This is a genomic window from Actinomadura harenae (assembly GCF_003696215.1).
Classification (GTDB): domain Bacteria; phylum Actinomycetota; class Actinomycetes; order Streptosporangiales; family Streptosporangiaceae; genus Spirillospora; species Spirillospora harenae.
This window is the reverse complement of record NZ_RFFG01000018.1, coordinates 33,264-51,067: the sequence shown is the minus strand read 5'-3', so window position 1 is coordinate 51,067 and position 17,804 is coordinate 33,264. Positions and strand designations below refer to the sequence as shown.

The 17,804-nt window shown below is 70.8% G+C and carries 18 protein-coding genes; 12 read left to right on the top strand and 6 right to left on the bottom strand.

The window, feature by feature from the left end:
* The first annotated feature begins 55 nt into the window (after positions 1–55).
* The 7 genes from EBO15_RS12770 to EBO15_RS12740 all read left to right on the top strand — a co-directional run bounded on the left by EBO15_RS12770 (position 56) and on the right by EBO15_RS12740 (position 7,175).
* Entirely contained in the window at positions 56–577 is a 522-nt protein-coding gene (locus tag EBO15_RS12770) for a hypothetical protein (protein ID WP_122194571.1), read from the top strand.
* A gap of 118 nt (positions 578–695) precedes the next feature.
* Entirely contained in the window at positions 696–1,253 is a 558-nt protein-coding gene (locus EBO15_RS12765; RefSeq protein ID WP_122194570.1) for a hypothetical protein, read from the top strand.
* A 156-nt stretch (positions 1,254–1,409) separates the two neighbouring features.
* Entirely contained in the window at positions 1,410–2,171 is a 762-nt protein-coding gene (locus tag EBO15_RS12760) for an isoprenyl transferase (protein WP_122194621.1), read from the top strand.
* Positions 2,172–2,306: 135 nt separating this feature from the next.
* The gene (locus tag EBO15_RS12755) at positions 2,307–3,821 is read left to right on the top strand and encodes a PhoH family protein (protein ID WP_267898402.1); all 1,515 of its coding nucleotides are present in this window, start codon (positions 2,307–2,309) and stop codon (positions 3,819–3,821) included.
* A gap of 470 nt (positions 3,822–4,291) precedes the next feature.
* Positions 4,292–5,461 carry an aggregation-promoting factor C-terminal-like domain-containing protein gene (locus EBO15_RS45960; protein WP_233616141.1) on the top strand — a complete coding sequence of 390 codons (1,170 nt, stop codon included), beginning with the start codon at positions 4,292–4,294 and terminating at the stop codon, positions 5,459–5,461.
* Positions 5,462–5,879: 418 nt separating this feature from the next.
* Positions 5,880–6,335, top strand: coding sequence for an aggregation-promoting factor C-terminal-like domain-containing protein (locus tag EBO15_RS47045; RefSeq protein WP_325051902.1), 456 nt, complete (start codon positions 5,880–5,882; stop codon positions 6,333–6,335).
* A 354-nt stretch (positions 6,336–6,689) separates the two neighbouring features.
* The gene (locus EBO15_RS12740; RefSeq protein WP_122194568.1) at positions 6,690–7,175 is read left to right on the top strand and encodes an aggregation-promoting factor C-terminal-like domain-containing protein; all 486 of its coding nucleotides are present in this window, start codon (positions 6,690–6,692) and stop codon (positions 7,173–7,175) included.
* A 15-nt stretch (positions 7,176–7,190) separates the two neighbouring features.
* On the opposite strand, the gene EBO15_RS12735 is transcribed toward EBO15_RS12740, so the two are convergent.
* Both EBO15_RS12735 and EBO15_RS12730 read right to left on the bottom strand, forming a co-directional pair.
* Positions 7,191–7,835 (bottom strand): response regulator, encoded by a 645-nt coding sequence (locus tag EBO15_RS12735; protein WP_122194567.1) that lies wholly within the window; start codon positions 7,833–7,835, stop codon positions 7,191–7,193.
* Entirely contained in the window at positions 7,823–9,022 is a 1,200-nt protein-coding gene (locus EBO15_RS12730; protein ID WP_122194566.1) for a sensor histidine kinase, read from the bottom strand. Before EBO15_RS12730 ends, EBO15_RS12735 begins: the two co-directional genes overlap by 13 nt.
* Before the next feature lie 124 nt (positions 9,023–9,146).
* Here EBO15_RS12730 and EBO15_RS12725 point away from each other — a divergent pair, with 124 nt between their 5' ends.
* The 5 genes from EBO15_RS12725 (at position 9,147) to EBO15_RS12705 (ending at position 14,160) form a co-directional block, all read left to right on the top strand.
* Entirely contained in the window at positions 9,147–10,400 is a 1,254-nt protein-coding gene (locus tag EBO15_RS12725; RefSeq protein ID WP_199744500.1) for a serine hydrolase domain-containing protein, read from the top strand.
* A gap of 233 nt (positions 10,401–10,633) precedes the next feature.
* Positions 10,634–11,761 (top strand): methyltransferase domain-containing protein, encoded by a 1,128-nt coding sequence (locus tag EBO15_RS12720; protein ID WP_122194565.1) that lies wholly within the window; start codon positions 10,634–10,636, stop codon positions 11,759–11,761.
* Positions 11,762–11,952: 191 nt separating this feature from the next.
* A complete protein-coding gene (locus tag EBO15_RS12715) occupies positions 11,953–13,113 on the top strand; it encodes a helix-turn-helix domain-containing protein (RefSeq protein WP_122194564.1) in 1,161 nt (386 codons plus the stop codon).
* 85 nt (positions 13,114–13,198) lie between these two features.
* Positions 13,199–13,537 carry a hypothetical protein gene (locus EBO15_RS12710; protein WP_122194563.1) on the top strand — a complete coding sequence of 113 codons (339 nt, stop codon included), beginning with the start codon at positions 13,199–13,201 and terminating at the stop codon, positions 13,535–13,537.
* A 113-nt stretch (positions 13,538–13,650) separates the two neighbouring features.
* Positions 13,651–14,160 carry an ATP-binding protein gene (locus EBO15_RS12705; RefSeq protein WP_122194562.1) on the top strand — a complete coding sequence of 170 codons (510 nt, stop codon included), beginning with the start codon at positions 13,651–13,653 and terminating at the stop codon, positions 14,158–14,160.
* Here the strand turns inward: EBO15_RS12705 and EBO15_RS12700 are convergent.
* The 4 genes from EBO15_RS12700 to EBO15_RS12685 all read right to left on the bottom strand — a co-directional run bounded on the left by EBO15_RS12700 (position 14,098) and on the right by EBO15_RS12685 (position 17,690).
* On the bottom strand, positions 14,098–14,469 hold the full coding sequence (locus EBO15_RS12700; protein WP_122194561.1) for a DUF4357 domain-containing protein: 372 nt from the start codon (positions 14,467–14,469) through the stop codon (positions 14,098–14,100). The two genes, EBO15_RS12705 and EBO15_RS12700, sit on opposite strands and share 63 nt — an antisense overlap.
* A 72-nt stretch (positions 14,470–14,541) precedes the next feature.
* On the bottom strand, positions 14,542–14,841 hold the full coding sequence (locus tag EBO15_RS12695) for a hypothetical protein (protein WP_147481480.1): 300 nt from the start codon (positions 14,839–14,841) through the stop codon (positions 14,542–14,544).
* A gap of 90 nt (positions 14,842–14,931) precedes the next feature.
* The gene (locus EBO15_RS12690) at positions 14,932–16,113 is read right to left on the bottom strand and encodes a helix-turn-helix domain-containing protein (RefSeq protein ID WP_122194559.1); all 1,182 of its coding nucleotides are present in this window, start codon (positions 16,111–16,113) and stop codon (positions 14,932–14,934) included.
* Between the two features lie 185 nt (positions 16,114–16,298).
* Positions 16,299–17,690, bottom strand: coding sequence for a class II fumarate hydratase (locus tag EBO15_RS12685; RefSeq protein ID WP_122194558.1), 1,392 nt, complete (start codon positions 17,688–17,690; stop codon positions 16,299–16,301).
* Positions 17,691–17,804: the final 114 nt, after the last annotated feature.

Below are 17,804 nucleotides of genomic sequence, written 5' to 3'. Positions count from 1 at the left end.
GTCAATGCGGATCGAGCCTGGCGCTCCGTCCGAGTGGGGATGTAATTTTGATTACATGACTACGAATGAAGCGGTCGAGGCCGTGCGCGGATGGTTCGCCGGGCGGCTTCCGGACGGCTGGTTCGAGGGCGCGCCGGAGATCGTGCTGGACCGCGAGGAGATCGGCGTCGTGGGCCGCCTCCCCGAGCCGGACGCCGCCGCCGACGTCTCGCCCACCGAGCGCGCCGAGATGCTCGCCGGGCACGTCCAGCGGTTCCGGGAGGGCAGCCGTGACCAGCGCATCGCCATCGCGCGCGAGGCCGAGCACCGGTTCGGCCGGAAGGTCTCCTGGGGCGCGTCCTGCGGCGACCACCGCGAGATGTTCACCACGCTCTCGGTGCCCGTCATGACCCGCCTGCGCCAGCCCGAGCGGCGCGTCCTGGACACCCTGGTCGAGGCCGGCGTCGCGCGCAGCCGCAGCGACGCGCTCGCCTGGTGCGTCCGCCTCGTCGGCAAGAACACCGACGAGTGGCTGACCGAGCTCCGCAGCGCCCTGGAGCACGTCGAGCGCGCCCGCGCCGCGGGCCCCCGGGCCTGACCCGCGAGCCCCCTTCCCGCACGGCGTCGCCGCTGGTCAACGAGGCCGACCGGGATTTGCCCGATCTTCGCGAGCGGGTGGTGGGAGGTTTGAGAAACCCCTGCCTAGGGTGATCTTTGTGGGAGGACTCCGCTGCCTGGACGGGTCGGCGCTCGCGGTCGTGCCGGTCGCGGCGCGGGACCGGCGCGGTCTCGCCTACGAGGTCACGCTGGAGCTGCGGCGCGACGGCGATCTGTTCGGACGCGTCGGAGAGCGCTGCGGCTACTTCCTCGGCGACCTGGCGGGGCGGCTGGCCGTCGCGCGGGCGGACGACTCCCCGCAGGCCCTGGCCTGGCCCGATCCGGACGACCGGTTCCCCGACCCAGCGGACGAGCGCTGGATCTCCGGTCCGGGCACGGGCTGCGAGCCCGAACTGTTCGCCTTCCGGTACCGGGACCGCGGCGATCTCGTCGGCACGGGCGAGCTGCGGTGCAGTGTGCGCACGTCAGCGGCGTGGGTCGGCCCGCACCGGTCGCCGGACGGCCGGTGGCGGCTCGCCCGCAGGGCGGTCGTGGAGGCGTGGGGCGCGGGTGGACGGGGCGTCCGGGCCGTCCTCACAGCGGGACAACTCGCCGAATTCCTGGCGGATCTCCTCGCCGAGGCCGATCGTCTGGGGCGAACCGTGGGCCATAATTGAGCGTCGTTTCCGTCAAGAAACGGTCGCGCGAGGGGGTGCCCACACATGGCGGACGAGCGGAGGACCGGGACGAACCGGGCCATCCGGCGGCACCGTCCGCGTCGTGCCCCGGCCGAGGACGGCCTGATCGGGGCGATCCGGCACAGCGCCCCCTACGTGGCGTTCCGGGACTTCGTCTACCGGCTGTACGCGCGGCGCGTGGAGCGGTACATCCCGAACGAGGTCGTCCCGCGGCACGTCGGCGTGATCCTGGACGGCAACCGCCGCTGGGCCCGCGCGATGGGGATGGACGACGTGAACCGCGGCCACCAGCGCGGCGCCGACAAGATCTCCGACCTCCTGCACTGGTCCACCGAGGCCGGGGTGGAGGTGGTCACGCTGTGGCTGCTGTCCACCGACAACCTGTCGCGCCCGGCGGGCGAGCTGGAGCCGCTGCTGCGCATCATCGAGAACACCGTCGAGGGCCTGGCCGCCGAGGGATGGCACGTCAAGCCGGTCGGCGCGCTCGACCTCCTGCCCGACAAGACCGCGTTGGTCCTCAAGAAGGCCGGTGAAGAGACATCTGACCGTCCCGGCCTGATTGTGAACGTCGCGGTTGGGTATGGAGGTAGACGTGAGATCGCTGATGCGGTGCGCTCACTGCTCCTCGAGCAGGCGGGTAAGGGCACCAGCATCGAGGAGCTCGCAGAGATCCTCGACGTGGAGCACATCGCCGAGCATCTCTACACGCGCGGCCAACCGGATCCCGACCTGGTCATCCGCACCTCGGGTGAGCAGCGGCTCTCCGGTTTCATGCTGTGGCAGAGCGCGCACTCGGAGTTCTACTTCTGCGAGGTCCACTGGCCGGACTTCCGCAAGGTGGACTACCTGCGGGCCCTGCGCTCCTATGCCGCGCGGCACCGGCGCTACGGTTCCTGACGGTCGCCGCCCCACTCCCGCGATCACCGCCCCGGGCTCGTCCCCGGCCACGCCGTCTCGGTGTGGCCGGATTCGTCATGCCCAGGGGGCGGACCGCCGCGCCACGAGTTCATCCCCCACGATCAGGGAGATCGAGTGGCCACAACCCTCCCGCGCCGTCCCGCGTCCGGCGAGCCCGCCGGGCCGTCCGGCAGCCACGTCAGCGAGGCCCCGGCCCGCCGCGTCCGCGGCCGGTCCGGAGCCGCGGACGGCACCCCGTCCGGAGCCGCGGACGGTGCGACCGGCGGTGCCCCGGACGGCACCCTCGGAGCGGTCCTCGCCGAGAGCCTCGACGGGCCCCTCGGCGGCCCGCCCGGCCGGCGCACCTACGTCCTCGACACCAGCGTCCTGCTCGCCGACCCGGGGGCGATGACCCGGTTCGCCGAGCACGAGGTCGTCCTTCCGATCGTCGTCATCTCCGAGCTCGAGGCCAAACGGCACCATCCCGAGCTCGGCTACTTCGCCCGCCAGGCCCTGCGCACCCTGGACGACCTGAGGCTCACCCACGGACGGCTGGACGAGGCGCTGCCCATCGGCGACCTCGGCGGCACGCTGCGGGTCGAGCTGAACCACTCCGACCCGTCGGTGCTGCCGGACGGGTTCCGGCTCGGCGACAACGACACCCGGATCCTGTCGGTCGCGAGCTGGCTGGCGCACGAGGGCCGCGAGGTGGTGCTGGTCTCCAAGGACCTGCCGATGCGGGTGAAGGCGTCGGCGGTCGGCCTGGCGGCCGAGGAGTACCGCGCCGAGCTCGCCGTCGTGGAGTCCGGCTGGACCGGGATGCGCGAGATCGAGGTCCCGGCCGCGATCGTGGAGGAGCTGTACGAGGGCGGGCACAGCGACCTGGAGGACGCCCGCGACCTGCCCTGCCACACGGGCCTGCGGCTGCTGTCGGAGCGCGGCTCGGCGCTGGCGCGCACCGCACAGGACAAGTCGGTGCGGCTCGTCCGGGGCGACCGGGAGGTGTTCGGGCTGCGCGGCCGGTCCGCCGAGCAGCGCATCGCGCTGGACCTGCTCATGGACGAGTCGGTCGGCATCGTCTCGCTGGGCGGACGGGCGGGGACGGGCAAGTCGGCGCTCGCGCTGTGCGCGGGGCTGGAGGCCGTCCTGGAGCGGCGGGCGCACCGCAAGGTCGTGGTGTTCCGCCCGCTGTACGCGGTCGGCGGGCAGGAGCTCGGCTACCTGCCGGGCACCGAGAACGACAAGATGTCGCCGTGGGCGCAGGCCGTCTACGACACCCTCTCGGCGGTCACGACGCCCGAGGTCATCGAGGAGGTGCTCGACCGGGGGATGCTGGAGGTCCTGCCGCTCACGCACATCCGCGGCCGGTCGCTGCACGACGCGTTCGTCATCGTGGACGAGGCGCAGTCGCTGGAGCGGGGCGTGCTGCTGACCGTCCTGTCGCGGATCGGGTCGGGCTCGCGGGTCGTCCTCACGCACGACGTCGCGCAGCGGGACAACCTCAGGGTCGGACGCCATGACGGCGTCGCGGCCGTTGTGGAACGGTTGAAAGGCCATCCGCTGTTCGCGCACGTGACGCTGACGCGGTCCGAGCGGTCGCCGATCGCGGCGCTGGTGACGGACCTGCTCGGCGACGTGGGGGGAGCCTGAGGCCTCCGGTGACCCGGGCGCCCCGGGGCACTGACCCGGGCGGAGGGTGACCGGGAGGCGACGTTCCGTGGACGCCCCGGCGGTTTCGACGCCGCCGGGGCGTCTGCATATGTTCTACATATAGTGATCAGCAAACGGCGTTCCGTATAACTGTGACGAACATCACAGAACCTAAGGTGATCGTAAGGAATCCCAGGTCTGGCGGCGCATCGGGTCATTCTGGTGACGAGTTGACAACCGTCCCAGAAAGACCATCAATCTCGATTTGGTTGCGAACTACCCGATCAGGTCGGGCATTGTGTGTCCCCGTAAGCACTCCCGAATGGTGTGCGGACCGCGGGCGATCCCCTGAAGCGCCCCGTCCACCGCCGTTCCGGGCCCGGGCGGCCGCCGGTGGCGGCCCCGCGGCGGCCCAGGGGTGACAGCCTCGTCCGCGCGTCCATGCGCGGGCGACCGTCGGAAGGACCGCCTTGTCCGGAGACCGTCACGGCTCCTCTTGGCGAGACGATCGACACAGCTCCGGCCTCCCCGGGCAGGACGGCTTCGCGTCGCCCGGCGGCGCCCCCGAGTCCGGGCCGGTCGGCTCCGAGCCCTTCGCGGCGCCCGCGGCCTTCGGCATGACGCCGGAGGCGGCCCACGGCATGGCGCCGGAGGGTGCCCACGGCATGGCGCCGGGGGCGGCTTTCGGCATGGCGCCGGAGACCGCCGAGAACCCTGAGGACGACGTCCGGGTCGCGGGCTCGGCCGCGCGTCCCGGCGGCGCGGGGGACACCGGCCGGCTTCCGCCGGTCGAGTCCTCCTTCGCCGGAGCCGCGTTCCCCGGAGCCACCGAGGTCATCTCGAGCGACGAGCCCGCCCCCCAGGGTGCGCGCCGTCCTCGGCAGGGCCGCAGGGCCGCAGGTCGTCGTCCCGCCTCCATGTCTGGTTCCTCCCGTTCCTCCTCGTCCCGCTCCGGCTCGTCCGGACGCACCGGCCTGAAGGTCGCCATCGCGGCGGCGGGCGCGGTCGTGGTGCTCGGCGGCGGTGCCGCCGCCTTCGCGCTCGGCGGGTCCGACTCCGGATCGTCCAAGAGCAAGGGCGCGAGCTCGGACAACCCGTCCGTCGCGTCCGGCGGGACGAACGCCGCGATGCCGGCGGCCGACCCCGCGAAGGTCGAGGCGCAGCGCAAGAAGCTCGCGGTCGACCGCGCGTCCCGCGCCGCCCGCGACGACGGCGACCCCGCCAAGCTCATGCCGAAGGGCAAGCCCGTCCCGACGCCGACCAAGACCGCCGACCCCTCGGGGAACGACAAGGGCGGCAGCGGCGGCGGTGGCGGACCGAGCGGCGACCCGGTGCCCGCCGGCGCGGCGCAGCAGATCGCCAAGGGGATGATGGGGGGCTACGGGTTCTCCGGCTCGGGGCAGTTCGGCTGCCTGGTCAAGCTCTGGAACCGGGAGAGCGGCTGGAACACCCACGCCGCCAACCCCTCCGGTGCCTACGGCATCCCGCAGGCCCTGCCCGGCTCCAAGATGGCGAGCGCCGGTCCCGACTGGCAGAACAACGCCGGCACCCAGATCAAGTGGGGGCTCGGCTACATCAAGAACCGCTACGGCACGCCCTGCGGCGCCTGGGCGCACAGCCAGTCCACCGGCTGGTACTGACATCCGGACGGACGGCCGGCCCGCAGCGCGCGCCGGCCGTCCGCTCCGAGGGCCGGCCTCTCTGACCGGCATTCCCGGCCCGTGTTCCGGCCGGTTCTAACTCCACAGATTTCGGACGGCCCCCCTTCGGCTCGGCCGTCCGCGTGAGGACGCCCTCCCCGTTACGGAGGGGAGGCGTCCCCGGGCGCGCAAGCTCCGCGCCCTCAGGCCGGTCCCCCTTTCCGAGGATCGGTCTCTCACCTCGGCAGCACGTGCGGCCCGTCCCCTCCCAGGGGACGGTTCCGTCCGCATGGCCATCGCGTCCCCCCGACGCCCCCTGGTGCCCGGTCGTTCCGTCCTTCCCGGACGGTTCCGCGCCCGTCCGAGGTGGCCCTTCGCCGGACCGACCGGTTCGTTCGGCATGACAGGAAGGTCTGCATTGTCCGTCAAGCCCCTCCGACGCTCCGCCACGATCGTCCTCGCCGCGTCCCTGACCTTCGGGGTCGTCGCCGAGGCCGTCCCGGCCCAGGCTTCCGCCCCGACCCGCGCCGCGTCCGCTGTGACCGCGAAGGTGACGGCGCAGCGGCTCACCCGGGCCCAGCGCAACCGCGCGATCGCCAAGCGCATGGTGGCCAAGCGCGGCTGGTCCGCCCGGCAGTACACGTGCCTGGTGCGGCTCTGGAATCGGGAAAGCCACTGGAATCAGAAGGCCGGGCGCCCGTCCGGCGCGTACGGCATCCCGCAGGCGCTCCCCGGAAGCAAGATGCGCAGCGCCGGCAAGGACTGGCGGACCAACCCGGAGACCCAGATCAGGTGGGGTCTGCGGTACATCAAGGGCCGTTACGGCACCCCGTGCCGCGCCCTCGGGCACTCCGGCTCGCGCGGTTGGTACTGACCGCTTCGCCCGGATCGGACGTTGTGCTCGGCGATGGTCGTTTGTGACGTCCGATCTGTAGGGATCTGCGCTGGACGAGACTGATGTCCGCGCGCGGACGTGAGGGGACGGACTCCGGTCCGTCCCTTTTGTCCGTCCGGACGGGAAGCGCGCGCCCATGGGTCGGCAAAAGCCCGGTGCGCGGCTCCGGAATCTCCCCGCGCGCCGCCGCGCGACCGGAGCACGCTACGACCCGTGTCCACTCACCGAACCACCGAACCCGCTCGCGATCGGACGTGTCCTGCGGGAGGCGGAGTCCATGACCGGACGCGTCGTGCCGGAGGGCGTGTCCGTGCCGCCGTCCGGCTGGCCGCCGTGGGTGTCGCGACGGCCCTGGTCGCCACGCCTCTGCTGGCCGCCCCGGTGCGGACGACCCTCGCCGCCGCCGAACGCGTCACCGGCGCCGCCGGTTCGCACCGCCGCGCCTCGGCGTCGCCGCCGGGCCCGGTCCGGCTCGCGGTGGAGCGCCGTGACCGCCGCGACCGCCGGACGCGTCGCGTGAACCGCAACAAGTCCATGGCGCGCGGGCTGATGAACCGCTTCGGCTGGCGCTCGGCCCGCCAGTTCCGCTGCCTGGAGCAACTCTGGGCGCACGAGAGCCGCTGGAACGAACGCGCCCACAGCGCGTCCGGCGCGCACGGCATCCCCCAGGCGCTCCCCGGCGTGAAGATGGCCGCCGCGGGCCCGCACTGGGAGTCCAACGCCCGGACCCAGATCCGCTGGGGCCTCCGGTACGTCCGGGGCCGCTACAGCGCCCCCTGCACCGCCTGGGGCCACTGGCAGGCCACCGGCTGGTACTAGCCCGCCCTCAGGCGGTCAGTGGCGGCTGAGGTAGGTGAGGACGGCGAGGACGCGGCGGTGCCCGCTGTCGTCCGGGGAGAGGCCGAGCTTGGCGAAGATGTTGCCGATGTGCTTGTGGACGGCGTTCTCGGTGATGACGAGGCGGGCCGCGATGGTGGCGTTGTCCCTGCCCTCGGCCATCAGGCCCAGCACCTGGCGTTCGCGCCGGGTGAGGTCGCCGATCGGGTCGAGGGGGTGCCGGGTGAGGAGCTGCGCGATCACCTCCGGGTCCATGACGGTGCCCCCGGCCGCGACGTGGCGCAGGGCGTCGACGAACTCGCTCACGCGGCTGACCCGGTCCTTGAGCAGGTAGCCGACGGCGCCGCGCTTGTCGGAGATCAGCTCGCGCGCGTACTGCTGCTCCACGTACTGGGAGAGGACGAGGACGGGCAGGCCCGGCCGCTCGCGGCGGGCCTGGAGGGCGGCGTGGATCCCCTCGTCGCGGAAGTCCGGCGGGAGCCGCACGTCCACGATGGTGATGTCCGGCCGGTGCTCGGCGACCGCGGCGAGGAAGCCCGGGGCGTCCTGCGCGATCGCGGCGACCTCGAAGCCCTTGGACGTCAGCAGGAGTTCCAGCCCGCTGGACAGCAGGACGTTGTCCTCGGCGATCACGACCCGCATGGCAGCACCACCGTGATCGTCGTCGGGCCGCCCGCGGGGCTGTGGACGTGGACGGTTCCGTCGAGCGCCAGGACGCGGTGCCGGATCCCGGTGATGCCGGTGCCCAGCGTCTCGTCCGCGCCGCCGATCCCGTCGTCGGTGACCTCGATCGTCAGCCGGTCGCCCGCGCGCGTGAGGCGGACGGCGCACCGGGCGGCCCGGCTGTGCTTGGCGGCGTTGGTGAGCGCCTCGGCGATGGTGAAGTACGCGACGGCCTCGACCGCGGCGGGGACCGTGCCGAGCGCGCCGATGCCAGGGGCGCCGATGTCAGGGTCGCCGCTACCGGGGGCGCCGAGGTCGAGCGTCGTGGGGATCGGCGACTGGGTCGCCAGGGCGGCCAGCGCCCCGGAGAGCCCGCGGTCGGAGAGGATCGGCGGGTAGATCGTCCGGATCACCTCGCGCAGCTCCGTCATGGCCTCCTCCGTGGTCTCGTGCGCCTCCCGCAGGAGCCGGGCGACGGTCTGAGGGTCCTCGTCCAGCGACTCGCGCGCCGTGCCCAGCCGCATCGCGATGGCGACCAGGCGCGCCTGCGTGCCGTCGTGCAGGTCGCGTTCGATCCGGCGGAGCTCCGCGCCGTGCGCGTTCAGGGCGCCGACGCGCGTCTCGGTCAGGGTCTCCACGCGCTGCGCCAGCTCCTCCGTGGCGGACGGGGACAGCAGCGCGGCACTGATCCGGGCGTGCAGGCGGGCCAGGGGAGGGACGAGCCCGAAGGTCAGCGCGGCGAAGACGGCGAACTGCCCGACTCCCAAGGTCAGCGCGGTGCCCCACCCGGTCAGGGGGACGCCCGCACCGAAGCCGCCCGCGCGCGTCCCGTCGGGCAGCGCCCACCACAGGGGCACCGTGACGGCCGTCGCCACCGCGTTGCCCGCGCACACCACCGCGACGATCCCGAACGCCAGGCTCGTCACGATCCACGCGAACAGCCATCCCAGCAGCCGTCCCGCACCGACGCGCGGCGGGGACGCCTGGGGCTCGGACGGCGCGGAGGCCAGGAGCCGATCGGCGCGGCGGCGATGCCAGGACGCCCAGGAGCGGGTCGCCCCCGGGACGACGAGGACGGGCAGCGCGAGCAGTGAGGCCGCGGCGGTGACCAGGCTCCCCAGCAGGTAGCCCAGACCACGCCGCATCGCCGGGAATCGACCGGTCATGAGGTGTTTCACCTGCACAAGTGTGGGCCATGCCGACCATGCCCGGCACTACAGCCCACTACCCCTTCGTCCGGCCGGTGAGCTGTATCGATCCGCGGCGTCCGCCCGGCCAGGCTTCTGTGCCATGACGAACTCACCTCAGCGGCGTGGCCGCTCCGCCCGCCGCAACGCGGCCGCCCTGGCCGTCCTCGTGTCCGGGGCGCTCACCGCCGGCTGCATGTCGGACACGAACGCCACGCGCGCCTCGGACACGAAGGCCGCCCACGTGTCGGGTGCGAGCGCCACGCGGGACGAGCAGGCCCGGCTCCGGCGTGACGCGGACGCGATCACCGCGCTCGGCGTGACGGGGGTCCAGGCCCGCCTGGTCACCCCCGACGGACGGAACGTGATCGCCACCAGCGGCGTCGCCGACGTGAAGACCCGGGGCCCGGTCTCCCCGGACGGCTACCTCCGGATCGCGAGCCAGACCAAGACCTTCGTCGCCACCGTCGTCCTGCAGCTCGTCGGCGAGGGGAAGCTCTCCCTGGACGACAAGGTCGAGCGGTGGCTGCCCGGCGTGGTGTCGGGGAAGGGCAACAACGGCCGGAAGATCAGCGTCCGCCAGCTCCTCCAGCACACCGGCGGCCTCCACGACGACTACGTCGACTACACGTCGGAGGACGACTTCTCCGAGCACCGCAACGACGTCTACACCCCCGAGCAGACCGTCGCCCGGGCGATGAAGCACCACCCGGACTTCAGGCCCGGCAAGAACTGGGGCTACTCGAACACCGGATACGTCCTGCTCGGCATGATCGTCCAGCGGGTCACGGGACACGCGTGGCACGAGGAGGTGCGGGACCGGATCGTCCGGCCGCTCGGCCTCGAGCACACCTTCTGGCCGGGGACCTCGCCCAAGCTGCCCGAGCCCCACGCCAAGACCTACCAGCGCTTCAAGCCCGGCGAACCCCTCGTGGACGCCACCGAGCAGGTCGGCCAGGGCATCAACGGCGAGGCCGGACTCGTCTCCACCACCGCCGACCTCAACCGGTTCTTCGGCGCCCTCCTCGCCGGACGGCTCCTGCCCCCGGCGCAGCTCGCGCAGATGAAGCGGACCGTCGGCATCAGCAAGGCGTTCGAGCCGCTCATGCCGGGCGCCAAGGACGGACTGGGCCTCTTCTCCCACCCCCTGCCCTGCGGCGGCGTCTACTGGGGCCACGAGGGCGGCGACTCCGGCTGGATCACCAACACCGGCGTCACCGCCGACGGCCGCCGCAGCGTCACCGTCTCCATGACCGGCGCGATCGCCGAGTCCCCTGACCACGTCCTCCGCATCGTCGCCGCCGAGAGCAAACTCCTCGAGAACGCCCTGTGCCCCACCCCCACCAACTCCAACTGACCCCCTCGAAAAGGTCCTCGCTCCGCTCGGGCAGCCCCCTTGGGGCTCCCGCCCCAAACCCCAAGCCGGGGGCTCCGCCCCCAGACCCCCAGAACCACACCGGGCTACGTCGAACCCCGCGCAGCGTGGCGTTGAGTCACGCTGCGCGAGGAATTGCAGCACGATGAGGCATAGGAAGCAGCCGATCCCACCGCAGACCGATGACGATGCGGAGCGAGCGAGGTGACCGACGAATGGACGGCGTCACACAGCGCGTCGAAGCGCTGGTCGAGCGGCTGACCACCGCCGGATGGTCGACACAGGACCCCGTCAGGGTGGCACTCCGCGAGGTCCCACGACACATGTTCGCGCCCTCGTCGGCTTGGACGGGCGAAGGCGACCCGGTGAGCGAGCAGGCCGATCCCGAAGCCTGGCTCGATCTGGCCTACGGCGACGACGCGATCATCACGCAGCTTGATGACGGCGTGACCGACATCGCCGCAGGTGAGGGCATGTTCACTTCGTCGTTGTCCGCGCCGAGCACCGTTGTGTCACTCCTGGAGCTGCTGGACGTGGAGCCCGGACACCGCGTCCTGGACGTAGGGACCGGCACTGGATGGACGGCCGCGCTTCTGTCGCACATGGTCGGCTCGGAGAACATCACGTCCGTGGAGGTCGACCCTCAGGTATCGACTTCGGCCGCCGCCAACCTCAAACAGACGGGTTGGTCGCCACACCTGGTCGTCGGGGACGGCGCCCAGGGCTGGACGGAGGGGGCGCTGTACGACCGGGTGCACGCCACCTGCGCGGTCGCGCGCGTCCCCTACGCGTGGGTCGAGCAGACTCGTCCTGGCGGGGTGATCGTGACGCCCTACGATCCGGGCTTCGGCTCGACGCACGAGGTGCGCCTTGTGGTGATGCCGGACGGGACGGCGGTGGGCCGCTTCACCGGCTACGCCTCGTACATGATGATGCGGGCGCAGCGTCACCCGGTTTGGGACGCGTCCGCCCGTCCGGGCAGGCGTTCGACGACCGACATCGACCCACGGACGATCGGCTACGCCCCGGCGGGCGCGGACCTGGCGATGGGCGCGGCCCTTCCCGGTGTCCGCGCCAGAGGCGAGCGCGACGGGGACGGCTACATCCTGCGCCTGTGGAGTCCGGACGCATGGGCCACCGCACACTACGGACCCGGCCGCGACTCCTACGAGGTCGAGCAGTCAGGCGACCGTGCACTCTGGGACCTCGCGACGTCCGCCTACTTCGACTGGGTAGCCCACCACAGCCCAGGCCGAGACCGCTTCGGCCTGACCGTGACACCAACCGGCGACCACGTCTGGCTGGACCGTCCCGACGACATGTGTCCTGGCCGCCCCGTGTGAGCCGGGACTTGCGCCACCGAATTTGCGCCAGTTTCGTGTTCTCTTCAACGGGTCCAGCGTGATGGACGCGGTCAGGAAGGGCGCATTTGCGGCAGAGCTCATCGGAATCATGAGCCCGCTGGCGAGCGCGAGAGTCAAGGTTTCCGCTGTTGGGTCTCAGAAGCCGGGTTCTTCATACCTACGATGGGCGTATGAGCGCGCCGAACCTCGCGGAACGCCTCCAGGCCGTGCGCAAACGGCGGGGGTTCACTCAGAAGGATCTTGCTGCGCATTCCGGTGTCTCACTTTCCTTGATCCGGAAGCTCGAGCAGGGAGAGCGTGAGGACACGCGGCTTGAGACGCTGCGCAGGCTGGCGAAGGCTCTCGGTGTCTCGACCTCGGATCTGATCGTCCGGCCCGACGCGGCGGAGGGCACGGCTCATGACTGGACGCCCGTCCGCGACGCTCTCCTACAGAGAAGCATTGTTCAATCCGATGAGACGCCGACGGCGCACGGTCTGCTTGGTGTTGTTGAGACGGCCGAACCCCTTTTCACCGACAACAGGTACCGGGAGCTCGGGACGCTGTTGCCCACGCTGCTGAGGGACGCCGACGCATTGGGGAGCGCCGGACGCCGCGTCCGCTCGCGCATCCTTCACCTCGCCGCGCTGCTGATGATCTCGACGCGTCAGTTCGACGCTGCGGAGATCGCTCTGAGGCGTGCGCAGGACGAAGCGCCGGGGCGGCTTGAACGGGCTGCGATCGTCAACAGTCGCTGCTGGTTGCTGATGAGATGCGGCGACCTGGCGGGGACGCTCAGCTTGGCCGTCGGCGAGGCCGACGAGATCGAGCCGCGCCTTTCTCGTGCGACTCCTGAAGAGCTGGCCGCTTGGGGCGGCCTGATGCTCCGTGTCTCCACGGCCGCTTCCCGGAACAACGAGCCCGGCGAGGCGGAGGACGCGCTGAGGCTCGCTCAGGCCGCCGCCGTCGCCTTGCGGAGTGAATGGGCTCCGCCATCTGATCCGCTCCGGACGTTCGGCCCCGTCGCCGTGGCGACCAGGCGCGTCGAGAACTACATGGTCGAGGACAGGCCGGACAAGGTGCTCGTGCTCTCCGGGCGCATCCCGAAAGCGGGCTTCCGCGCCCGCGCGTCGAGCCGGAACCGTCATCGCCTGGACGTGGCCAAGGCGAGCACGCAGTTGAAGCGCTATACCGATGCCTTCGAGATTCTCCAGGAGATCAGGGCTGTCAGTCCCGAGTGGATCGTCAATCAGAGGATGGCACGAGACGTACTCGGAAAGATCGTGACGAAGCGCAGAACTCTGACATCCGAGATGCGTGATATGGCTGATTTCATTCGTCTGGAGTGCTGATCTAATAGCGGCTGGTGGCACTTCCCGTGGTTGTGGGAAGGGAGTGCCAATGACAGCTGGTCGGCTCCCATCTAATTTGCTTGTCATGGGTTTTGACAGGCCGCAGGGCGAGCGAATTACGGCTCGGCGCCTGCCGTCCAACCAGCGTCGGACCTTTCTGGAAGTCCTCGATCAGGTGATCGGTGAACGGCACCAGGGGTTGAGGTCGGGGCTGGTGACTCGCCAGGGCTGTCCGGTGCTGTTCGTGGTCAACGTCGGCCATGTCGCACGTCGGGCTGAGATCGGCTGTGACTTCGACGTCACTCTGGGCTGGTCGTTCACCTGGGCCGTTGAGGGGAAGCGGATCGGTCCGGTCCATGAAGTCGACGGAGTGGCGCAGACGATCGCGCGGGCTCTGCGTGCCTCGGCCGGCCCGAGGACGTGATCACCGCTTCCCGCGAAAGCGATCGAAGAGGTCAAATCCTGCACCCAGGGCTGTGGCGACTTCGGGAGTCATCGCCCAGATGGCGGCACCTGGCAGATCAAGGAGCACTTCACATGAACGCCTCCGGCTTCACACGGCTGCCGATCGGCGGACGCGACGAACCATCCGCCGATCAGAGTCCCGGCCTGGCCCGCAGGTGGCTTTCCAAGCAGATCGGCAGTTTCCACCCCGTGCTCGATGACGCGGGCCAGGCGCTCGGCGAGGCGGTGACGAACGTCGTCCAGCACACGACCAGCGACGCGGTCCGCGTGAGTTTCACCCTGACCGGCCCGTTCGCCATCTATATCGAGGTCTATGACCAGGGAGGCAAGGGCGGAAGGCCGAGGCTCGGCATCCCCGACTTCGAAGCGGAGGAGGGGCGCGGCCTGCGTATCATCGACGCCCTCTCGGACGGCGACTGGGGCTTCCGCCGGATTCCCGGCAGCGCGGGACACGCCGTCTGGTTCACGATCGACGTCACTCCCGATCGGCACACCCTCCAGAAATGCGAGGAAGAAGCCTCAGTCTCCGATGACCTCCTTGTAGGTCCGTCCGTCGGAGGTCTTCCAGTGGGCGGGTCCTGAACCCCCACCGCCGAACATGACCGTGAGGGCGGCGGTGGGGGACCCGAACAGGAGATCGCGGGTGGCGATCAGTGAGTCGGGGTCGCCGTCCTCGGCCAGATGCTTCTTGCTGATGAGGCCCGCCCGCAGGCCGTAGTAAGGCTTGCCTTTGCCGAAACCCTCTGCGTTGTGGGCGACAGCCCGAGAGCCTTTGAGAACCAGCATCGCCCTGCCGGGAAGCGCGATCGCCCGCGCGGTCGCGCCCTTGCTCGTCACGGAGAAAATCGGAAGAAGTGCGTACTCGCGTCCACTGACTTCAGCCTTGTCCATAGCGGGCGATGCTAGCGATATCTGTCGGCTTGCCAGTCCTTGGCCGCCGTGCGTGGAACCTCTGGGCGAGGGCTATTCGTCCGGTGGTCCGCTGAGATCCGGATCGTGGTTGAGGATGTGTGCTTGCGCTTCAGTGGGGACATCGCTCGACTCGTGGTCCAGGGCCGCGAGATTCTCTTCGGCATAGCCAGTGATCACCGAGATCGTGGACGGCAACAGGCCATGCCTGCGCATCGCGTCCGCGTAGGCGGATTTCGTGATCTCGGCCGCCAGGCGCAGCATCAGCGCTTCCAGGCGGACTGTCGATGCGCTCTGTGCGGAATCGACGCCCCGTCGTGCGGGGTGTGCGTGGCGTGGCCTGTCGAAGCTCATGATGGGAAACGTAGAACCGGTCCAGGTGCCTGTCACTGGCAGTCTGGAGGGCCCGGTCTCAGAAGTGACAATGGACGCTGTCGTCCCAGCTCAGTAGGGAAGTCCGAGGAAGTCGGCGAGATCCCGCATCTCAGGTGTGAGCGTGCGCCGCCGGTCGACGATCTTTCCCATCACCTCTCGCGCGTACCTCTGGTGCGGCAGCCACTCGGGGTTGTCGCGCCTGATGCCTCGAAGGATGTCGAATGCCTCCGGATACTGCCTCAGCCGGACATGGGCGTTGGCGACGTCGAGCCGATGCCGGTTTCTGTTGCTGGCCGTCACCTGCCGTCCGCTCTTCGGCTCCCGGTCCGCCATCGCGATCACGCGGTCGGGGCGGTCGACGACCATCAGATTCTCGGCGCGTTTGAAATGCCAGGTGGTCGGGCCGAACGTCCGGAGATAGTCCGCGTGAGGCGCGTACTCGTATCCCATCGCGACTGCGGCGGTGCGGGCATAGCGCATCGTGTCCTCGGCCTCGCCCGGCCGGTTGTCGCGGACGGCCGAGGTGGAGATCCGGATGAGCAGCATGCCCCACGCCGCCAGATCGTCCAAGGTCGCCTTGGACATCTTGGGCTCGATGTCGTCGGCCCACCGGGTGGCGAGATCCCGCGTCTCAGCGAGCCTGCCCTGACGGATCAGCATCCAGGCCATCGTGTTCACCACCGCCGCGTTCTCAAGCCGTCCTGTCGCGCTGTCCTGGGCGCGCTGGAGGGCGAGCTCGGCGGCCTGGAACTGCCTGGTCTGTGTGAGGACGGTGCCCACCATGTAGAGCAGGCGGAAGCGCAGCGATCGCGTCTGCGGCCCTTCGTCGGCCAGCAGGTCGATGTCCCTCAGGAGGGTGGGAAAGATCAGCGCGAGGTCGGCCCAGCGCGTCTTCCGGTAGAGCGGAACCGCCTCCCGGGACAGCACCTCGTCGACGCCCTTCACGGTGGGGAGCTCGGAGGGCTGGCCGCTCGGCCTTCTCTCCAGCGCGCGCCTGACCCGTGTCCACTGCTCGACGGTGCTCGGGTCCGCGCCATCGGCGTCCGGGCGGACGATCAGCTCGCTCGTCCGCACCCGCAAGGCCACGGCCAGCTTGCGAGCGGTCTCCAGGCGCGTGTCGTCCCGAACCCCTTGCTCCAACTGCCGGATCAGGGACACGGAGATACCGGACGCTTGGGCCAACTCCCGCTGGGTGAGCCCTCGGCGCTTCCTGACGGACTGGAGACGTTCACCGACAGAGGGTGCGCTCATGCGCCCATCGTAGGTACCGGGCAGCTGAACTTTCAGAGCACCGAAGGAAGAAGGAACGGCGTTCCGGTCGGCGCTTCTTCGCCCTCTGGGGGTCCGGGGGCGGAGCCCCCGGGGTCGGGGGTTGGGGCGGAGCCCCAAGGGGGGCTGTCCGAGCGGAGCGAGGTCCTTTTGTTGGGGGGACGGGGTCAGGCCTTGGGGGGACGGGTCATGGAGAGGACGTCTAGGGCGGCGTCGAGTTGGGCCTCGGTGAGGTCGCCGTTGTCGAGGTGGCCGCGTTCGATGACGACCTGGCGGATGGTCTTGCGTTCGGCGAGGGCCTGCTTGGCGACCTTGGCGGCCTCCTCGTAGCCGATGTAGCGGTTCAGCGGCGTCACGATGGACGGCGACGACTCGGCGTACTCGCGGGCGCGGTCGGCGTTCGCCTCGATGCCGTCGACCGTCCGGTCGGCGAGGAGGCGGGAGACGTTCGCCAGCAGGCCGATCGACTCCAGGACGTTCCGGGCCAGCATCGGCAGCATGACGTTCAGCTCGAAGGTGCCGGACGCGCCGCCGAACGCGATCGCCGCGTCGTTGCCGATGACCTGGGCGGCGACCTGGGTGACGGCCTCCGGGATCACCGGGTTGACCTTGCCCGGCATGATGGACGACCCGGGTTGCAGGTCCGGCAGGCGGATCTCGGCGAGGCCGGCGCGCGGGCCGGAGCCCATCCAGCGCAGGTCGTTGGCGATCTTGGTGAGGGAGACCGCGATCGTCTTCAGCGCGCCGGACGCCTCGACCAGGCCGTCCCGGGCGCCCTGCGCCTCGAAGTGGTCGCGGGCCTCGGTGAGCGGCAGGCCGGTCGCGCGGGAGACCTCCGCGATCACGCGGGCGGCGAAGCCGTGCGGGGTGTTGATGCCGGTGCCGACGGCCGTTCCGCCGAGGGGCAGTTCGGCGAGCCGCGGGAGGACGGCCTCCAGCCGCTCCACGCCGTACCGGACCTGCGCCGCGTACCCGCCGAACTCCTGGCCGAGGGTCACGGGCGTCGCGTCCATGAGGTGGGTGCGTCCCGACTTCACGACCTCGGCGAACTCCTCCTGCTTGCGCGCGAGGGACGCCTCCAGGTGGCGCAGCGCCGGGACCAGGTCGTTCAGCACCGCGCCCGTCGCCGCGACGTGGATGGACGAAGGGAAGACGTCGTTCGACGACTGCGACGCGTTGACGTGGTCGTTCGGATGGACGTCCCGTCCGAGGCGTTCGGCGGCGAGCGTCGCGACGACCTCGTTGGTGTTCATGTTGGACGAGGTGCCCGAGCCCGTCTGGAACACGTCGATCGGGAACTGGTCGTCCCACTTCCCGGCGGCGACCTCGAGCGCCGCGTCGCGGATCGCCTCGGCCATGTCCTTCTCCAGGACGCCCAGTTCGGCGTTCACCGTGGCCGCGGCGGCCTTGATCTGGCCGAGGGCCGCGATGTGCGCGGGTTCGAGGCCGCGTCCGGAGATCGGGAAGTTCTCGACGGCCCGCTGCGTCTGCGCCCGCCACTTCGCCCCGGCCGGAACCCGGACCTCGCCCATGGAGTCGTGCTCGATCCGGTAGTCCATGGCCACCCACCTCCGCTGGGACACGTCTCCTGCGACCTGTCCGACGTTAACTCTCGTCGGTGGCAGCCTCCGGAGCGCCCCGTCCATTCCCGGACGTGATCGACCAGACATCCG

Coding starts and splice junctions, on each gene's coding strand:
- EBO15_RS12690 (WP_122194559.1), bottom strand. CDS start 16,113: ATGAGCGCACCCTCTGTCGGTGAACGTCTCCAGTCCGTCAGGAAGCGC.
- EBO15_RS12770 (WP_122194571.1), top strand. CDS start 56: ATGACTACGAATGAAGCGGTCGAGGCCGTGCGCGGATGGTTCGCCGGG.
- EBO15_RS12720 (WP_122194565.1), top strand. CDS start 10,634: ATGGACGGCGTCACACAGCGCGTCGAAGCGCTGGTCGAGCGGCTGACC.
- EBO15_RS12725 (WP_199744500.1), top strand. CDS start 9,147: ATGACGAACTCACCTCAGCGGCGTGGCCGCTCCGCCCGCCGCAACGCG.
- EBO15_RS12715 (WP_122194564.1), top strand. CDS start 11,953: ATGAGCGCGCCGAACCTCGCGGAACGCCTCCAGGCCGTGCGCAAACGG.
- EBO15_RS12730 (WP_122194566.1), bottom strand. CDS start 9,022: ATGACCGGTCGATTCCCGGCGATGCGGCGTGGTCTGGGCTACCTGCTG.
- EBO15_RS12695 (WP_147481480.1), bottom strand. CDS start 14,841: ATGAGCTTCGACAGGCCACGCCACGCACACCCCGCACGACGGGGCGTC.
- EBO15_RS12710 (WP_122194563.1), top strand. CDS start 13,199: ATGGGTTTTGACAGGCCGCAGGGCGAGCGAATTACGGCTCGGCGCCTG.
- EBO15_RS12685 (WP_122194558.1), bottom strand. CDS start 17,690: ATGGACTACCGGATCGAGCACGACTCCATGGGCGAGGTCCGGGTTCCG.
- EBO15_RS12700 (WP_122194561.1), bottom strand. CDS start 14,469: ATGGACAAGGCTGAAGTCAGTGGACGCGAGTACGCACTTCTTCCGATT.
- EBO15_RS12735 (WP_122194567.1), bottom strand. CDS start 7,835: ATGCGGGTCGTGATCGCCGAGGACAACGTCCTGCTGTCCAGCGGGCTG.
- EBO15_RS12705 (WP_122194562.1), top strand. CDS start 13,651: ATGAACGCCTCCGGCTTCACACGGCTGCCGATCGGCGGACGCGACGAA.